This is a genomic window from Deltaproteobacteria bacterium (genome assembly GCA_016208165.1).
Lineage (GTDB): Bacteria > Desulfobacterota > Desulfarculia > JACQYL01 > JACQYL01 > JACQYL01.
In genome coordinates this window covers 60,827-75,062 of record JACQYL010000045.1, presented here as the reverse complement: position 1 = coordinate 75,062, position 14,236 = coordinate 60,827, and the positions used below count along the sequence as shown (strand labels likewise).

13 protein-coding genes are annotated in these 14,236 nt (G+C 54.5%); all 13 read right to left on the bottom strand.

Features of this window, described 5'->3' with window-relative positions; all coding sequences use genetic code 11:
* Positions 1 to 2: 2 nt before the first annotated feature.
* Positions 3 to 1,655: a methylmalonyl-CoA mutase gene (locus HY788_09370; protein MBI4774371.1), complete on the bottom strand. Its 1,653-nt coding sequence runs from the start codon at positions 1,653 to 1,655 to the stop codon at positions 3 to 5.
* 48 nt (positions 1,656 to 1,703) lie between these two features.
* On the bottom strand, positions 1,704 to 2,960 hold the full coding sequence (locus HY788_09365; GenBank protein MBI4774370.1) for a hypothetical protein: 1,257 nt from the start codon (positions 2,958 to 2,960) through the stop codon (positions 1,704 to 1,706).
* A gap of 87 nt (positions 2,961 to 3,047) precedes the next feature.
* Positions 3,048 to 5,009 (bottom strand): thiamine pyrophosphate-binding protein, encoded by a 1,962-nt coding sequence (locus tag HY788_09360; protein MBI4774369.1) that lies wholly within the window; start codon positions 5,007 to 5,009, stop codon positions 3,048 to 3,050.
* A 207-nt stretch (positions 5,010 to 5,216) separates the two neighbouring features.
* A complete protein-coding gene (locus tag HY788_09355) occupies positions 5,217 to 5,498 on the bottom strand; it encodes a hypothetical protein (protein ID MBI4774368.1) in 282 nt (93 codons plus the stop codon).
* A gap of 70 nt (positions 5,499 to 5,568) precedes the next feature.
* On the bottom strand, positions 5,569 to 6,561 hold the full coding sequence (locus HY788_09350) for an MBL fold metallo-hydrolase (GenBank protein ID MBI4774367.1): 993 nt from the start codon (positions 6,559 to 6,561) through the stop codon (positions 5,569 to 5,571).
* 55 nt (positions 6,562 to 6,616) lie between these two features.
* A complete protein-coding gene (locus HY788_09345; protein MBI4774366.1) occupies positions 6,617 to 7,387 on the bottom strand; it encodes a 2-hydroxyglutaryl-CoA dehydratase in 771 nt (256 codons plus the stop codon).
* Positions 7,388 to 7,413: 26 nt separating this feature from the next.
* On the bottom strand, positions 7,414 to 8,175 hold the full coding sequence (locus HY788_09340; GenBank protein MBI4774365.1) for a hypothetical protein: 762 nt from the start codon (positions 8,173 to 8,175) through the stop codon (positions 7,414 to 7,416).
* 2 nt (positions 8,176 to 8,177) lie between these two features.
* Positions 8,178 to 9,341 carry a 2-hydroxyacyl-CoA dehydratase gene (locus tag HY788_09335; protein MBI4774364.1) on the bottom strand — a complete coding sequence of 388 codons (1,164 nt, stop codon included), beginning with the start codon at positions 9,339 to 9,341 and terminating at the stop codon, positions 8,178 to 8,180.
* Between the two features lie 22 nt (positions 9,342 to 9,363).
* Entirely contained in the window at positions 9,364 to 10,740 is a 1,377-nt protein-coding gene (locus HY788_09330) for a 2-hydroxyacyl-CoA dehydratase (protein MBI4774363.1), read from the bottom strand.
* A gap of 24 nt (positions 10,741 to 10,764) precedes the next feature.
* Positions 10,765 to 11,163, bottom strand: a complete 399-nt coding sequence (locus tag HY788_09325; protein ID MBI4774362.1) for a hypothetical protein — start codon at positions 11,161 to 11,163, stop codon at positions 10,765 to 10,767.
* A gap of 32 nt (positions 11,164 to 11,195) precedes the next feature.
* Positions 11,196 to 11,873, bottom strand: a complete 678-nt coding sequence (locus tag HY788_09320; GenBank protein MBI4774361.1) for a TetR/AcrR family transcriptional regulator — start codon at positions 11,871 to 11,873, stop codon at positions 11,196 to 11,198.
* Positions 11,874 to 12,649: 776 nt separating this feature from the next.
* Positions 12,650 to 13,162 carry a ferritin family protein gene (locus HY788_09315; protein ID MBI4774360.1) on the bottom strand — a complete coding sequence of 171 codons (513 nt, stop codon included), beginning with the start codon at positions 13,160 to 13,162 and terminating at the stop codon, positions 12,650 to 12,652.
* A gap of 57 nt (positions 13,163 to 13,219) precedes the next feature.
* Positions 13,220 to 13,774, bottom strand: a complete 555-nt coding sequence (locus tag HY788_09310; protein ID MBI4774359.1) for a PilZ domain-containing protein — start codon at positions 13,772 to 13,774, stop codon at positions 13,220 to 13,222.
* Positions 13,775 to 14,236: the final 462 nt, after the last annotated feature.

Genomic DNA, 14,236 nt, shown 5'->3' with positions numbered 1-14,236 from the left:
TCTTAAAACGGGTATTCGATCTCATCGAAGGGATCATACGGAGCTCCATGTCCCATGCGTATGGCTCCAATCATTTCCCCAAAGGTCGCTTCACTCCTGGCCGCTTCAAGCACATGCCCAAACAGGTTCTCGTTCTTGTTCTCTCCCGCCCGCATGACGTTCTCCAGGCTCCGGGCGACCTTTTTGACATCCCGTTTCCGCTTGAATTCCTTGAGGTTCTCGAGGTGTTCTCTCACTTCCTGTTGAGGGATTCTGTGAGCTTTCTCCCCCGTCTCTTGATCCTCGGATATGGTAAAGCAATTCACTCCGACGATAGGACGCTCCCCGCTTTCCACCTCTTTTTGAAACTTGTAGGCCTGATTCTGCAGCAGTCTTTGCAGGTCCCCGTTCAAGATTCGGTCGGCTATGGTGTCTTTGTAGTCCTCCATCATGCGACTCATCTGTTCGTACAACTGGTTGGTCAGGCTCTCCACATAGTAAGAACCTCCCAGAGGGTCAGCTACATTGACGACGCCGGTTTCATAGCAGAGAATCTGCTGGGTGCGCAGGGCCAGGCGATGGGTCTCTTCCGTAGGCAGGGCAACGGGTTCATCGAAGCCCATGGTATGAATGGACTGTACCCCGCCCAACACGGCGGCCAGTGACTGATAAGCGATACGAACGATGTTGTTAACCACCTGGGGCCTCTGCAACTGGACCCCCAGAGTGGGAGTGTGTACCTTGTATGTGGCGGATTTGCGATCCGTCGTACCGAAGTCCTCCTTCATCACGCGAGCCCATAGTCTTCGAGCCGCCCTGAACTTGCAGGCTTCTTCAAAGATGTCGATTCCGACGCGGTGGGTAAAGCCGAACCTCGGAGCCACGTCCTCGATCCTGATACGCCCCTCTCCCCGCTCGAGTATGGATTTCAGCCAATATCTCGCTACGCAGAAATCAAACACGATTTCCTGAACAGCGGTGGCGCCGCTCTCCCTTAGCCCTTCCGATCCCTGTGTAATTGTATAATAGCGGGGGACATGTTCCCTGCAATAGATGATCGTGTCCACGGTCATGCGCCTTCCGATGTCAAACGGCAGGACGGTCTTCGGATAGTAAAGCGTGAGAATATGGACCAGGGTATCGTTCAAAAAGGTGCCGCGCAGTTTAGTGAAATCAAAGCCCCTTCTCTCCGCGGCAGCCAAATAAAGGGCCATGAAAGGGCAAAGGTAGTTGGAGAGATTGATGCTTGTGGCCTCGAGGTCAATGCCCTCCATCATCACTTCCATATCCCGTATGGAGTCAATGGGCACTCCTTCCAAACCCACCTCGCCTTCCGCGCAAGGATGGTCGGAGTCAATGCCGTACTGGGTGGGGAGATCCCCAATGACATTCAGGGCGCTTTGGCCTTCCGCGATGAGGTATCTCAGGCGTTGATTGGTTGCCGCGGGTGACGCGTATCCACAGAGTTCTCGCATGCTCCACAGCCGTCCCCGGTACATGTCGGAGAATATCCCTCGTGTGAAAGGAAACTCGCCCGGATGGTTGATGTCTTCCTCGTAGGAGAGGCTTTTCACGTCTTCAGGGCCATACATGGCTTTGACGGGGATGTCGGACCACGTCATGTGCCTGCTTGCCTTCTCAAAGAAACGATCGTCGGTCTTCAGTGTCTTTTCCATATACAGCTCCGTAGCTCTACTTACTGTCTGAAAACGATCAGGATCCTTTCAGGAGAAGCGAAAATAGTCCCTGACTATGGTTTGTGTCATACTGTCCGAGGAAACGAAGAAGGCTCTTCCCATGCTTCTCTGAGCCAACTTCAGGCAGAAGTGCCTGAACTGTTCCTGTTCTCCCAGCATAACGATGTTCAGGGTTATCTTCTCCTTGCGATAGCGCGACGCTTCCTCCAGCACCCTGGGGGCCGCATCCTCGAATCCCACGCGCCGGCCGTTGACCACGTTCGAAACCGAATCGGTAATCAGGTAGGCCTGTTTTTCTCCTTCCAGCAGACGTACCCGCTCACGAAATTTTTCCAGGGGTGCGCAGATGTCCGTAAGTCCACCCGGAAACGTGTTGCGGAAAATGTCCCTGGGTGGCGTCTCTTTTACATGATCCGCAAACAGATACACTTTGAGGATGTGATTGGGGTTTTCTCCTATCAACTCGGCCAGAGCCAGCGAAGTGTCACGAGCCGTTGCCATGACGCCCTTCATTTGCATCGACATGCTGGTGTCCACCAGCAGTCCGGCGATGAGTTTATTTTCGCGCGTCATTTCTCGGACACGGAAATCGTCGGTTCGAAAGGTGATCGCGCCAATGGTTTCGCCCCGGCCGAGGGCGTTCAGCAAACTGCTCTCCACGTCCAGAGATGCGTAGTCGTCGCCGGATTCGTACTTCCTGGTAGTAACGGTTGGGATGAACCCTTCTTTCAAAGCAGCAGGTTTGTTTTTTCCATTCAAATTCGGCTTGAAATTCCCTAAGATCCGTTTCAGCACCCCCCTAGCCAGGACGCGTGCGCCCTTGTCCGTCACGGAAACCGTTCCATCTTCGAAAACGATCAGGCCCTCTCTGTGATACTTTTTGAGAGTGCGTTCGAGTTCTTTCCGGCGTCGTTTCTCCGGCGAGTCGTCTTCGTCTATCGGAACGATTTCTTCGAGCTTCCGCCGCATACTGAGCGGCAGTATGTCCGAGGGTCCCAGGTCCTCCGGCGTTTCGTGCCCGGCCATTTGAGCGGATTCATACATGTTCTCCAATTCTCGAGGATCCCTGTCCGGCTCGGGCAATGAAAGAGAACGCTTACTTTCCGTTGTTTGAAATGAAGATTCTTCGTGGAGAAGGACGTATTTATCCGGATCTTCGAGGATGGATTCGATGGTTAACGCACCTTTCTCGTCCGGATGAGCGAGTTCGCGCAGAACCAGATAGACTCGGTCGTTTCCCCAAGAACAGAATCCTTTTGTTTCCCTGTCTAAAGCGCCGCCCATGCGTTTTCGCTATCCTTTCGGTGATGGAGGATGGCGGGGAGCCGGCGGCCCCCGCCATCAACTCGCTAGTGATCGGATGCGTCTGGTTTACCAGTCCAAAGCCTCCCACCAGTCGTCACGCGCCGCGATCTTCGTGGCGCTGGGCACATGATCCTTCCATTTGAGCATCAAGTCTTTAGCGGTTTGCGGAAGCTCCTTGAAGGGGATAAAGCCGCTGGACCAGGTGGCGCATATGGTGGGCCAGATCTCCTGGAGTACGTCCTCATCCACGAAGCACTCGATGAAAGCGGGTTTGTGTTTGTCACGCACGAAATCGAAGGCCCGCTTCAGGGCGGGACGCACTTGATCGTCCCTTTCCACCAGTTCGGTATGCAGTCCGAACTCCGCTATCATCTTGTCGTATCGTGTGTTCTTGCTGATAAACCATCCATCCCTTTCCCGGTTTCCGGATGGCCAGATGTCCTTCCAGAAGAGGTGACCACCACCCACGATCTGGTTGTTGTTGTGATGGATGAAGACGGCGGGCACATCCCATCTATAACAGGTTTCAATGTCCATGCCGCAAGCGCCCATGGCTCCGTCACCCATGATCGCTATGATGGGACGGTCTCCTTTCGTGGCGGCATTGCATCCGAGGGCCATGCCCGGCGCATGCCCGAAACCGATGGTGTCCGCGGCATCCAGGATTCGCCTTTGATCTTTTACCTTAATCCAGTCGGAGTAGTAGGTGGCCGCAGTGAACCCGTCGATAATGGAATAGTACTCGTCGTTCAATTCATCGCGGAGGAACTCGGCGGTAATCCGTCCTAGAATATCCGGATGAAGCGGGGATACTCCCCTCTGACGTTCGGTGCGATCGAGGGTTTTCTGGTGGTACTCCTCCTTCTTGTTCGCCACTTCGGCTCTCCAAAGAGCCCACTTCTCCGGGGGTTTGGTGATCCCCATATCCTTGGCGCATTCGATCATGAGTTTGATCGTCAGCTTCATGTTCCCGATGAGTTCATGCTCGGTGGGCAGCGACAAGACGGTGTTCTCGGGATGCGTCTGGATCTGGGTGTAGACGCCCTGCGTTCCGAAGAAGGGAGGATATCCGAACCACTCCAGACCTCCGCAGCGCAGTCCCATAAGCACGCCCTTGTCGCACCTGCGCATGACGTAGCCTCTGGCCCTGCCGTAGCAGTTGAGCGGATCGTATTCGGAGATGGCCCCCCGGGAATTGCGCCGGCAGTGTGTGGGGATGCCGGTCAAGGCCACGAACTCCCTGAGTTCATCCTGGGCGTCATCGTAGGTCAGCGCCTCTCCGGTGACGATGGCCGGGCGTTCTGAATTTACCAGCCACTCCATGAACTTTCTCACGTCCTCGGGATCAGGCGCGCTGACTCGAGGCTTTGGAGCCCAGGTGCCGGGTGTGTAGTGGACCAGATAATCGATGCGAGGACCTATGGAGTTCGATCGGTCGAGGTATTCGTAGGTATAGGCCACTACGGCCGGACCGGTAGGGGGTGTGACTGCCGTGCGTAACGCTCGTTTCAGTTGGAACAGGAAGGAACCCGTATTGGGAACGCGCCTTGCTGTCTTGGCTATGGACTCGCACAGGCGCTCGGCGCGAACCAGGCCTTGAAGTTGAAATTTGTCATCGTCCAGGGCTCCGGATTCCCCGGCAATGTACACCATGGGGGACTGAGCGGCCATGGCCTGGGCAACGCCGGCAGACGCATAGCAGATACCCGTAGCGGGACCTGAAACCGCTATTCCGGGCCGACTGGTCATTCGGCCGTAGGCGTCAGCGGCGAATGTAGCCGTCTCTTCGGTTCGTACGTGCACGCGCTCGATACCGGCTCTCAGACAGTGACCTTCGATATTCCAGCAGCCTCCGGCGGTAAGGCCGAAGATGGTGTGCACTCCCTCTTCTTTAAGCATCTCCGCGGCGAGGTCAAAAAGGTCCACCTCTTGATTAAGCCAGCCGGCAACATCATCCGAAGGTGCGCCGACTAAGTGTTCCTCCGCTCCCGGCTTATCAAGGTCAGTCATCATCTTTTCTTCAGCCATTTCTTCCTCCTTGTGGGTGCCTCATCCAGGACAAACGGTTTCTTCTCAGGTTCCCCTGATGCATCGAACTGGATACAGTTGGGTTACAACGTCCACAGTTGGGTTCATACAGGCTGTGTGGCCGGTTAAATTGTTGTTCCTTGGGGTACGTTCACCTCCTTTCCTCGATTGCCGTCAGAAAAAGCCCTCAACGAATGACGTCTCATCTTATCTGGGTTTTGAGTGCGGAGCCCCGTCCAGAGATGCGGCGGATCCGTTCAGCATGGGGTTCTCGACGATCCGCCGGGCGAGTTTCTCGCATTCTTGGGGCTTGCCCGTTCTTGCAGGACAAACACTGGCGGCGATCCCGGACGCCGGGTTGTCTCCTCTGCCTGACGCAAGATCGAAAACGACGAGCTTGGCGCCTTCAGCAACCGGACCTCGAGCACACGTCTCTCGTCGTGCAAGAGCACTTTCCGTGACGACAGCCCCGCGGCTCTTCACCTCCATGCTCGTCTCCCCTGGTTGGGTGTACAATTATTCGGAAGTTCGCCATCTGTCGCTGATCCAGGCCCAAATGCTAGTGCAGGTGAAAGAGCAGTGAGTCCTTCACTTTTTCGCATGTTACTTGTCCTGCCTCCTCGAGCAATTCCAAATGACCGTCCACCTCGGATAGCCCCAGGAACGCCTCGCGTTGTTCGAGTTGGCTGAACAATTTACCGCATATCTGCCATTTGGTTTTTGATCCATTATTGAGTATTCGGACGATTTCGTTCTTGCGTTGCTCGTGGTGACGTATAATCTCGTCGACTCTCGCCTGAAGCGGGCCGAACGGTTCGCCATGTCCGGGCAGAGTGTGTCGAACGTCGACGTTGCGTGTTGAACGCAAGGATTCAAGGTAGGTTTTCAGGCTCTGGTAGCCGAATTCCTCTCGGGCAATCAGGTCCATCACCGGGTTGGGGGTGATTTCAGGAAGCACGTGGTCTCCGGTGAACATCAATTGTTCTTCCGGGTCAAAGAAGCAGACCTGACCTATACAGTGTCCGGGAAAGTGCATTACTTGCAGCTTCCGACCTCCTGCTTCGATTTCATCTTCGTCGGCCATCAGCTCCACGCGCGTAAGTGGTTCGGAATAGTCGTGTATGTTGGTTAGGAACTCTTGCTTGAGAAAGGGGTAGTAATTCGCGGGAACGCCGGCTTCGATCAGGTACAGCGCCAACCTCGATGGTTCGCGATCGAAATCCTGCAGGAAATCATGGTTTACCTTGTTCACGTCGAAGGCGTGGACAAACACCTTTGCCCCGGAGATCTCGGACAAGGTTCGGGCGGCGCCAAAATGGTCGATGTGGCCGTGAGTAACCAGTATTCGCTCCACATCCCGCAGCTTTCGACCGATGCCGGACAATGCTCGCTCCAATGCGTCCATGGTGGCCGTGCTTCGGAGGCCGGTGTCGATGAGGGTCAACGGGGAGCCCTCGAGCAGATACACGTTCACGTCTTCGATAGGGAAGGGAATAGGAATGGTGATCTTGTGAACACCCTCGAGAGGGGTTACTTTTCGAATTTGGATCAACTCAGCACCTCGTTCAGCTATCTTTTAATATGCGGCGGTCCGCCGGTTTTTGTTGTCAGGACGACTCCCTTGCGAGCCATGCCGCGCCTAAAGCGCCTGTAAATTGGGGAGTGGGAGGAATCAGGGCGGTCAAGCCGGCCCGTTGCTCCAGACGCCGTACGATGCCCGGGTTTTGGGCGATACCCCCGGTTATGACAAAATCTTTTTCCAGACCCACGGTTTTTACCAGTTTGAACACCCGCTCCGCCACGGATTCATGTACTCCCTCCAAAATATCTTCCAACGGTGCGCTTCTGCGACGGTAACGAAGCGCCTCTTCTCTGGCGAATACCGCGCACACGGAACTGATTTTTACCGTTCCTTTGCCCTGGAGGGAACGCGGACCGATCTCCTCCAGGGGAAGATTCAGGCTCTTGGCCAGAATCTCCAGAAATCGGCCGGTGCCGGCGGCGCACTTGTCGTTCATGACAAAGTTGGTGTGATTTCCCTGGGCATCCAGGCGAATGGCTTTGCAGTCCTGACCCCCCATATCCAGAACGGTCCGAGCCGTCGGAAAAACAAGGTGTACGCCCTTGCTGTGGCACGCGATTTCCGTGATGCTGGTATGGGGAAAGGGGGCGATATAGCGCCCGTAACCGGTCGTGACAATGCCGGATAATTCATCCATGCGGATTCCCGCCGCCGCCAAAGCGCCCTCGAGGACCTTGATAGACGTTTCCGCGCTGTCCGGGCCCGTGGAAATCAGATGGACGCCTATGGTTTTATTTTCGTTGAGTATGACGACTTTGGCTGTTCGTGAGCCGACGTCAACGCCTGCGTACATCATCTGGAATGGACTCCTTAGGTCATAGCTCAAACGGCTGAGAGGGCCGCTCCCAAAGCCGCCGTCAACAGGGGATCCGAGGGAACGAGAACAGGACGACCCGTAAGATGCTCGATCATGCGCTTGATGGTCTTGCTTTTGGCCACGCCGCCGCAAAAAAACAGCTCCTCTTCGATTCCGACCCGGTTGAGCGCGTCCATCAATCGGGAAGCTACCGAATCGCAAACGCCGGCGCAGATACTCTCGAGGGTGTACCCGTAATGGACATTGGAAATGATGGCGGATTCGGCGAATACGGCGCAGGTAGTGCTCACTTTTGCGATATCTTCCGCTCTGCCCGATAAGTCGTCGAGACGGTCGAGATCGATCTGAAGCACTTCGCAGGCTGCCTTCAGGAACGAACCGGTCCCGCTGGCGCATTTGCTGTTGCTGGAAAACTCGAGAACCTTGCCCTGGGGACCGATCTTTACGGCCCGGCATCCCCCTGCACCCGCGTCGAGCGCCGTGCAGGGCCTGCCGAGCAGAAAATAGGCGCCCCGGGCCACGCAGGTTTCCTGGGTCTTTCGTAGGTCTGCGAAGGAGACCTCTTTGCGTCCCAGGCCCGTGGCCGCAATCCGTTTTACTCGGTTTCGATCCGCTCCCACTTCTTTCAACAGATCTTCCAGCGCTTCTCGCGCTGCCGTGTCGGAATCGATTTCCGTTTCATAGGTCTTATGGGCCACCATCTCCGAGTCTTCCAGAAGCACCGCTTTCACGCTTTGCTGGCCCGTATCTATTCCTGCTACCAGCATGATCATCCTTCCAGCATTTCGATGAACGCTTCCACCTTGGACACAGCCTCGTCCAGTGACCCCTGCCCGTAGTCGCTTTCAAGATACAGGCTTGGAATCCCAAGCTCCTCTTTGAATTTCTCTTTCAGGAACGGGTATTCGAGATTTCGGCACTCGCAGTACATAGGAACGAAAAAGATGGCTCCCTGGACGTCGGCGCCTTCGAGTTTATTCTTGATGTAATCGAGCCGTTCCCTCGGATGGTAGTCGGAGGTCATGGTATGGGGGCAATGCACGTCGAGACGATGTTTCACAATGGCATCCATGGGGGAAACGGACGTATCGATCTTATGGCCGAAATAACTGGCTCCCACGCCGATATCCTCAGCCACCACATTCCCTCCTGCTTCCTCGATCACGGAGTAGATCCGAGAGGTAAATTGATCCACGGCGCCCCCGGAGAGGAATATGCGAACTCTGTCGGATAAGGGTTCCCGGTTTTCCACTTCCTCGAGAAAGGCGGCCATCCGGCGATTGTGTTCGTCCTTAGGCATTTGGAGAGCGGTGAATTCCACCGTGAACGCCTCGCTCCCGGAGATCTTGAGAGACTTGTCCTTGCGCAGCGCATGCATTCTCTGCATCCAATCATAGTGTTCATTGTACACGGCGATGGCCTGGGAGAGCTTTTCGTCCGTGATCAACTCTCTTGTCTCTCGTTCGATGTGTTGCTTGAAAATACGAAATTCGCCCAGGAGGTATTCGTGTACTCCGGGACCGCTGATTTTTTCGGGGCTCTTGATGTACAGGACGTACGGAGACAGCTCGACACCGAGTATGGTGGGCTTTTGATGAGGAGACAGAACTCGCCAGTAGTACTCGCATCGGGACATGATGTCGCAGCTGTTGCATACCACGATGCCGTCCAGATAGTTGTAGTCGCCGCGTCCGGCGGCGTCCAGCATGCTCCGGACGTAGGGGCATGCATAATGAACGACGTGTTTGTCTACAACTTCCAGCGGTTGCGCTCCGCTTCCCGTCACCTTTACGGGGAGGATGCCTCCGGCGTACAAGATCTCCTCGGGCGTCATGCAGCATAGATACCCATATGCTTTGCGGCCGTTTTCCGCTTTCCAGTTTCTTACCCTTTCGTGTCGATTTTCCATCCAATCTTGAAATATGGAAGCCATGACTTAATCTCCTTTGTCTATTTCACGCGGCTCTTTTCAGGAGCTGTTCGGCAAAAGCATCGAAACGCGCCAGGGTCTGAGCTTCAGAGTAAGTGCGCTCGTCAATGAGGTCGCATTCGAGAGGCACGGATGGGATCCCGAAGTCCTCTTGAAGCACTCGAGCAATCTCGACTGTCGGATACACCACCGGCCTGCAAGTGATGAGATAGAACAGCACGGCTCCCGAACATCGGTACTCGTGGGCTGCGTTCACGAGCGTGGACACGGCTTGTCCGATCATGCTCGGCGCGATGAGACCTCCGGATTGCTGTAACGTTCGGACGGCGAGTTCCCGCATGGGTTTCTCGGGCATGCGCGGAGGGAAGGGAACCATGTTATAGATGGGTTCGAACGCGAATACGCCGCCGTACTTTTCGAAGTAGTTGAACAGCGACATGTTGAACCAGGGCGCCAGACCCATCCAAAGCAGCCGGAACTTTTCCTCCTCGATGACTCCCAGACCGTTCGCCACCCGGTCCCTCAGTTCTTGCCTGAGACGTACATAGAAATCATAAGCGCGTTGTGTGCCCAAGGTATAAAGACCCGGGTACATCACGGTCAGACCATCAGCCACCCCCATGGGGGCCGGTACGGCTTTGCGAAGTTCCAGTATTTCCAGGCGAAGCTCGTTGGTTTTGTACGACAGGTCCAGGGCCTCGTTGAACCGGTCCTGGTCGTATTTATGTCCGGTGACGTTTTCAATGAATGTGACCAGTTCTTCCCATTGCTTCTGGGTATAATCAAGCTCGTGGTCGGCCACCGGAGAAAAGAACAGATCCCGTTCCCCTCTTCGGATCTTGTTGTAGAAAGGAAGGAGAGCGGTACGAAGCCCCGGTTGGAGGAAGGGTATGTCGCATCCCCTCTCGGGAATATCCAGGATGTAGAAAGGGACGTTCAATTTCTGGGCGAGGTATCTCAGCCACTTACCACGCAAGTCACACACAAAACTGGTGGTAACGATCAGATCCGGTTTGGGTAACCCCCCCAGAGGAGCGTCGGAAAGGTCCCCGGTGAGCACGTGACCGATGCTCGACCGGGCGTATCCGCACAAATAGCTCGAGAATCCCGCCGCTTCGGCGATTCGCGCGAAACGTACCGCTTCTTTCTCGACGCTTTCGTCTTTGGTTCCATCCCGCCGCATCATGCCCGTGAGCACGGCATAGTGTTCGGGAAAAACGGGGCACAGATCCATGGCCCAATACAATTCCTTGGGTATGATGGCGCAGGACCAGACCACGGGTTTGCCTTCCGCTTTGGCCTGATGCGCCGCCGCATACTCGGCCTTTACATAGGGCCATACCTCTCGAGCGGTTTGGATGGACTTCTTGCTTGGGGCTGTCTTCGGTTTTTTTGCTTCCATGATCATGTCTCCCAAAGCGAAAGCTTAAGCGGACGTTTGAGGAAGGGCCTTATGGCCGGTATCCGAACCTACGGACAGGGCGCCTTCAACATCACCGGACTTGATGGAACGATATCCCAATCTCAAGGTGGTCATCGAAGAGCAGCAGGCGCGATCCAGAGAGAAAGAATAGGACTCCGGAGGCAAGCCTGCAGGCAGTGTAGCCTGCCTGCCGGGTACGTCGAATTCCAGAGCCGTTTCAGCGGGGATACACGCGCCGTAATACGTCTTCTCGACTTCTCCGGGGAAAATCCTCACCCGATTAATCATCTCTTTGATCACCATGGCGCCTAACTGCACGCTTGGAATATCACGCATGGCGCCGTCAAATCGGCTGAAAGGGGTCCTGACCGCGCCAACGATGACTACTTCGTGCTCTCCCATTTCTTCCTCCCTGGAATTTTGGCGACCTTCCTCTAACCAGCCTTCTTTTGGAGTCCGGGAAACAGTACTTCGCAAATGCTTTCCGTTGCAGCGTCCGGAGCTAAGTCTTTGTCGTAGATTACGCCCGGCAGACACATATGTTCTATGGCTCCCAGAAATATCTGTCTTATGTGTTTTACCGGAATATCGTCTCTTATCTCCCCGTCGTGAATCCCTTCTTCAATAACGTCCAATATTATATTACTAAACGTTCTTACGCTATCATAGGTTTCACTTTGAAAATAGGCGGTATAATTACGAACTTCAAGCAGTAGAATCCTAGAAAATACGCGCTCTTTATTATATAGATCGATTTGAAACCAGGCTATTTTTCGAAGTTTGTTAAAAGATCCCTTTATTCCTTTGAGGGCATAGTCCAAACCAGCCAGAAAATCCTCCAAATAGTCGTGAAGTACTTTATGGAGTAGACCTCTTTTATCTTTGAAGTATTTATATATGAGAGCTTCATTCACGCCCGCGGTTTGGGCAATCTCCGCCCAGGTAACGGCATTGAAGTCCTTTTCCCGTAAAAGAAGCCTTAGCGCTTCCATCACCTTAACGTATCCCGCGGGATAAGGGGCAACCCTGCCTGTTTGTTCGGCCTCAGTTACCGTTTGTTTCACCGGATAGTCCTTTTCAAGCTTCGAGAAAGAGGTCTGATTTCGTCGCATCGGCGCGAGTGGCACAACGGTTCCGGAATCCGCGCGAGTGACTTCAACAGTCTCAGGGTCGAACGGTTCCGCGTCTTTCCGATACGGACCTGGAACGCGATTGCCGAGGCCCCCCTCCGCAGCTAAAGTGGATGCGTTTCCGCGGGTCTTGCCCCGAGTTGATTGAGTGAGAGTACTTTTTCAGAGCCGTTATAGCCATACCTGTTGGAAGAAAAGCCCCGTTTATTCTCGGGTACGTCAGGCATACTTACTTTACTATAAGGTATTTTATGGAGTTTTTACGAAAGTAAGTATAGCATACTTAACAGTTGATTTTGCGTCAACTGTTTTTTTGAAGGGCTTGGCTGGAAGTCCGGCTGAGGGTATCGGTTGGATACTCGACGGGGGATTTCCGGGGGGAGGTCCAAGGCTCGACCGGCAGCAACGGGCGACGCCGTGCGATCAGGCGGACACTGGCACATTTCTTGGAAGGGAACGAGATGTCAAGGAGGTCAATTGCCTCTTCAAGGCGTTGCCGACGAACAAAAACACCTTGGCGGTGGATTTGTACCGAGCCCGAAAAGGTGAAAAGGCAAGTAGGCCGGCATTGTTTAGGATATCCGCATCGGCCGGGGCAGGCGTCCCTCGAGAGGTCCTCCTGCCGGAAAGCCGCAGGCCCTCGCTGCTCGGAAGCCCGGCAAAAGCGGCCCCCGGCCCTTGGTCTCCAGCGACTTCAATGCATTCCAACCCCGTCCTTCCGTCACTGGTTCATCCGCCGTTCCGGCCCTAGTCGGGCTCTACATCGGGACGAAGTTGTTGACGCGCCAGTATTCCTCCTTCAGGTTATCCAGTTCGCGGGCGAACGCATCGTAATGGCCCTGTTCCCACTCAGCCAACTGCAGGTAGAGTTCCTTGGCCTTCTCTTCCCGTGCTTTTTCGGCGCACGAGCGGTAAAAGGCAATGGCGTCCAGTTCGAGTTTCATGCCGATAGAGAGCACACTGATTTCAAAATGGCTTTCTTTCAGCCTTTTCTTAAAGTCCGCGCTGAAGATGGGGCCTGATGCATGCTTGTGAGCTTCATCGGTCGGATGTTGGGTAAAATCATACCCGCCCTTTTCCAGGATCGACTTGTACTGTGTTTTCAAGTACTTGAAATGGCCCATTTCTTCTTGCGCAAGGCGCAGGAACGTTTCCTTCCCTTTGGGATCCGCCGTGCTGTCCGCTGCGTTCTTGTAGAACGCATGTCCGGTCATTTCGGCTTCCATGGCGGTTCGAAGTCCCTTTAGAACTTCTTCGTGATATGAATCCATGCGAGTCTCCTATGAGTGTCATCGTGCGGCTTGAAGCTCGGAAAACCGTCCGCGGCTTCACTTGCGCTCCAGAGGTTCGTGGTAGGGAAACAGGTAAAAACCAATGGTCTTCTTGGCATGCTCTTCCTCGAATATGAATCGAACCCCAAATTCGTAGCCTGCATCCGTTGACTTCCGCACCCAGACCACTTCCCCGCCCACCCGAACATCGGGATTATGATCCAGGGAGAGGGACTCGTTCATGGAAGAGTCGAAAGAGGGCGTTTGGCCGCCCAATCCTGCGGGAGGTTCCGCTGACGGAAGGCGAAAGTAAAGGCCGAGCTGATCCCCTTTTCGTGGCGGATCTTCAGCAACCCTGATGCGACAGCCTGTTGCAGATATGTCCATCAGCTCTCCGCGATGGGAAAGATCTCTGAAATCAAAGTCCAGCCGACCGAAACGGATAAGTGGAAGAGGCGACCTTCTATAGTAAGAGCGCCTATCGATCGTATGTTCAAATTTGGTCCCACAATTGGGACAATTGACTTTGATCTTTCCTGTTCTCTTCGGGTCCACACGCATGAAGCCCTGCTTCTTGCATCCCGGACATGTGATGTGAATGGTTGCTGTCATGACGATCTCTTTCACTTCGGCGGAGGTCCGAATTCAGCCGAGGTCCGGGATTAATCCTTCCTGCGGATTCGGGCCTGAGCGAAGCAATTTCGCATTCGGGTTCGAAGCCCACAGAGGCGATTCAGCCGTTCTGCGGATGAGGGAGGCCCATCCGGTTTATCTCGCACATCCCGGTGGCAATCCGTTTCCGGCGTTCAAGGAAACGTCTTCATCCGAATAGAACTTACGACACATCTATCTGAAATACAACCACTATTTCGGTTTTCACCCGGATGGCGCCGGCGACCCGTGTGCAACACTGTGCGGATTCACCGGGAATTCGCCTGCTTGGATCCCGCGTTGCATAGCCACGACCGATTCCCGGGGTCTGGGCGGAGGTTGGAGCCTAAAGCGAACACCTTATGCATTGACCGGTTGGAAAGGCTTGTGTTAAAACGCATCTGCGTATGGTAGGAGTGTTAT

Bases quoted from the DNA above. Each gene is read 5' to 3' on its own strand.
- HY788_09370 (MBI4774371.1), bottom strand. From the start codon at position 1,655: ATGGAAAAGACACTGAAGACCGACGATCGTTTCTTTGAGAAGGCAAGC.
- HY788_09365 (MBI4774370.1), bottom strand. From the start codon at position 2,960: ATGGGCGGCGCTTTAGACAGGGAAACAAAAGGATTCTGTTCTTGGGGA.
- HY788_09360 (MBI4774369.1), bottom strand. From the start codon at position 5,009: ATGGCTGAAGAAAAGATGATGACTGACCTTGATAAGCCGGGAGCGGAG.
- HY788_09355 (MBI4774368.1), bottom strand. From the start codon at position 5,498: ATGGAGGTGAAGAGCCGCGGGGCTGTCGTCACGGAAAGTGCTCTTGCA.
- HY788_09345 (MBI4774366.1), bottom strand. From the start codon at position 7,387: ATGATGTACGCAGGCGTTGACGTCGGCTCACGAACAGCCAAAGTCGTC.
- HY788_09340 (MBI4774365.1), bottom strand. From the start codon at position 8,175: ATGCTGGTAGCAGGAATAGATACGGGCCAGCAAAGCGTGAAAGCGGTG.
- HY788_09335 (MBI4774364.1), bottom strand. From the start codon at position 9,341: ATGGCTTCCATATTTCAAGATTGGATGGAAAATCGACACGAAAGGGTA.
- HY788_09330 (MBI4774363.1), bottom strand. From the start codon at position 10,740: ATGGAAGCAAAAAAACCGAAGACAGCCCCAAGCAAGAAGTCCATCCAA.
- HY788_09325 (MBI4774362.1), bottom strand. From the start codon at position 11,163: ATGGGAGAGCACGAAGTAGTCATCGTTGGCGCGGTCAGGACCCCTTTC.
- HY788_09320 (MBI4774361.1), bottom strand. From the start codon at position 11,873: ATGCGACGAAATCAGACCTCTTTCTCGAAGCTTGAAAAGGACTATCCG.
- HY788_09315 (MBI4774360.1), bottom strand. From the start codon at position 13,162: ATGGATTCATATCACGAAGAAGTTCTAAAGGGACTTCGAACCGCCATG.
- HY788_09310 (MBI4774359.1), bottom strand. From the start codon at position 13,774: ATGACAGCAACCATTCACATCACATGTCCGGGATGCAAGAAGCAGGGC.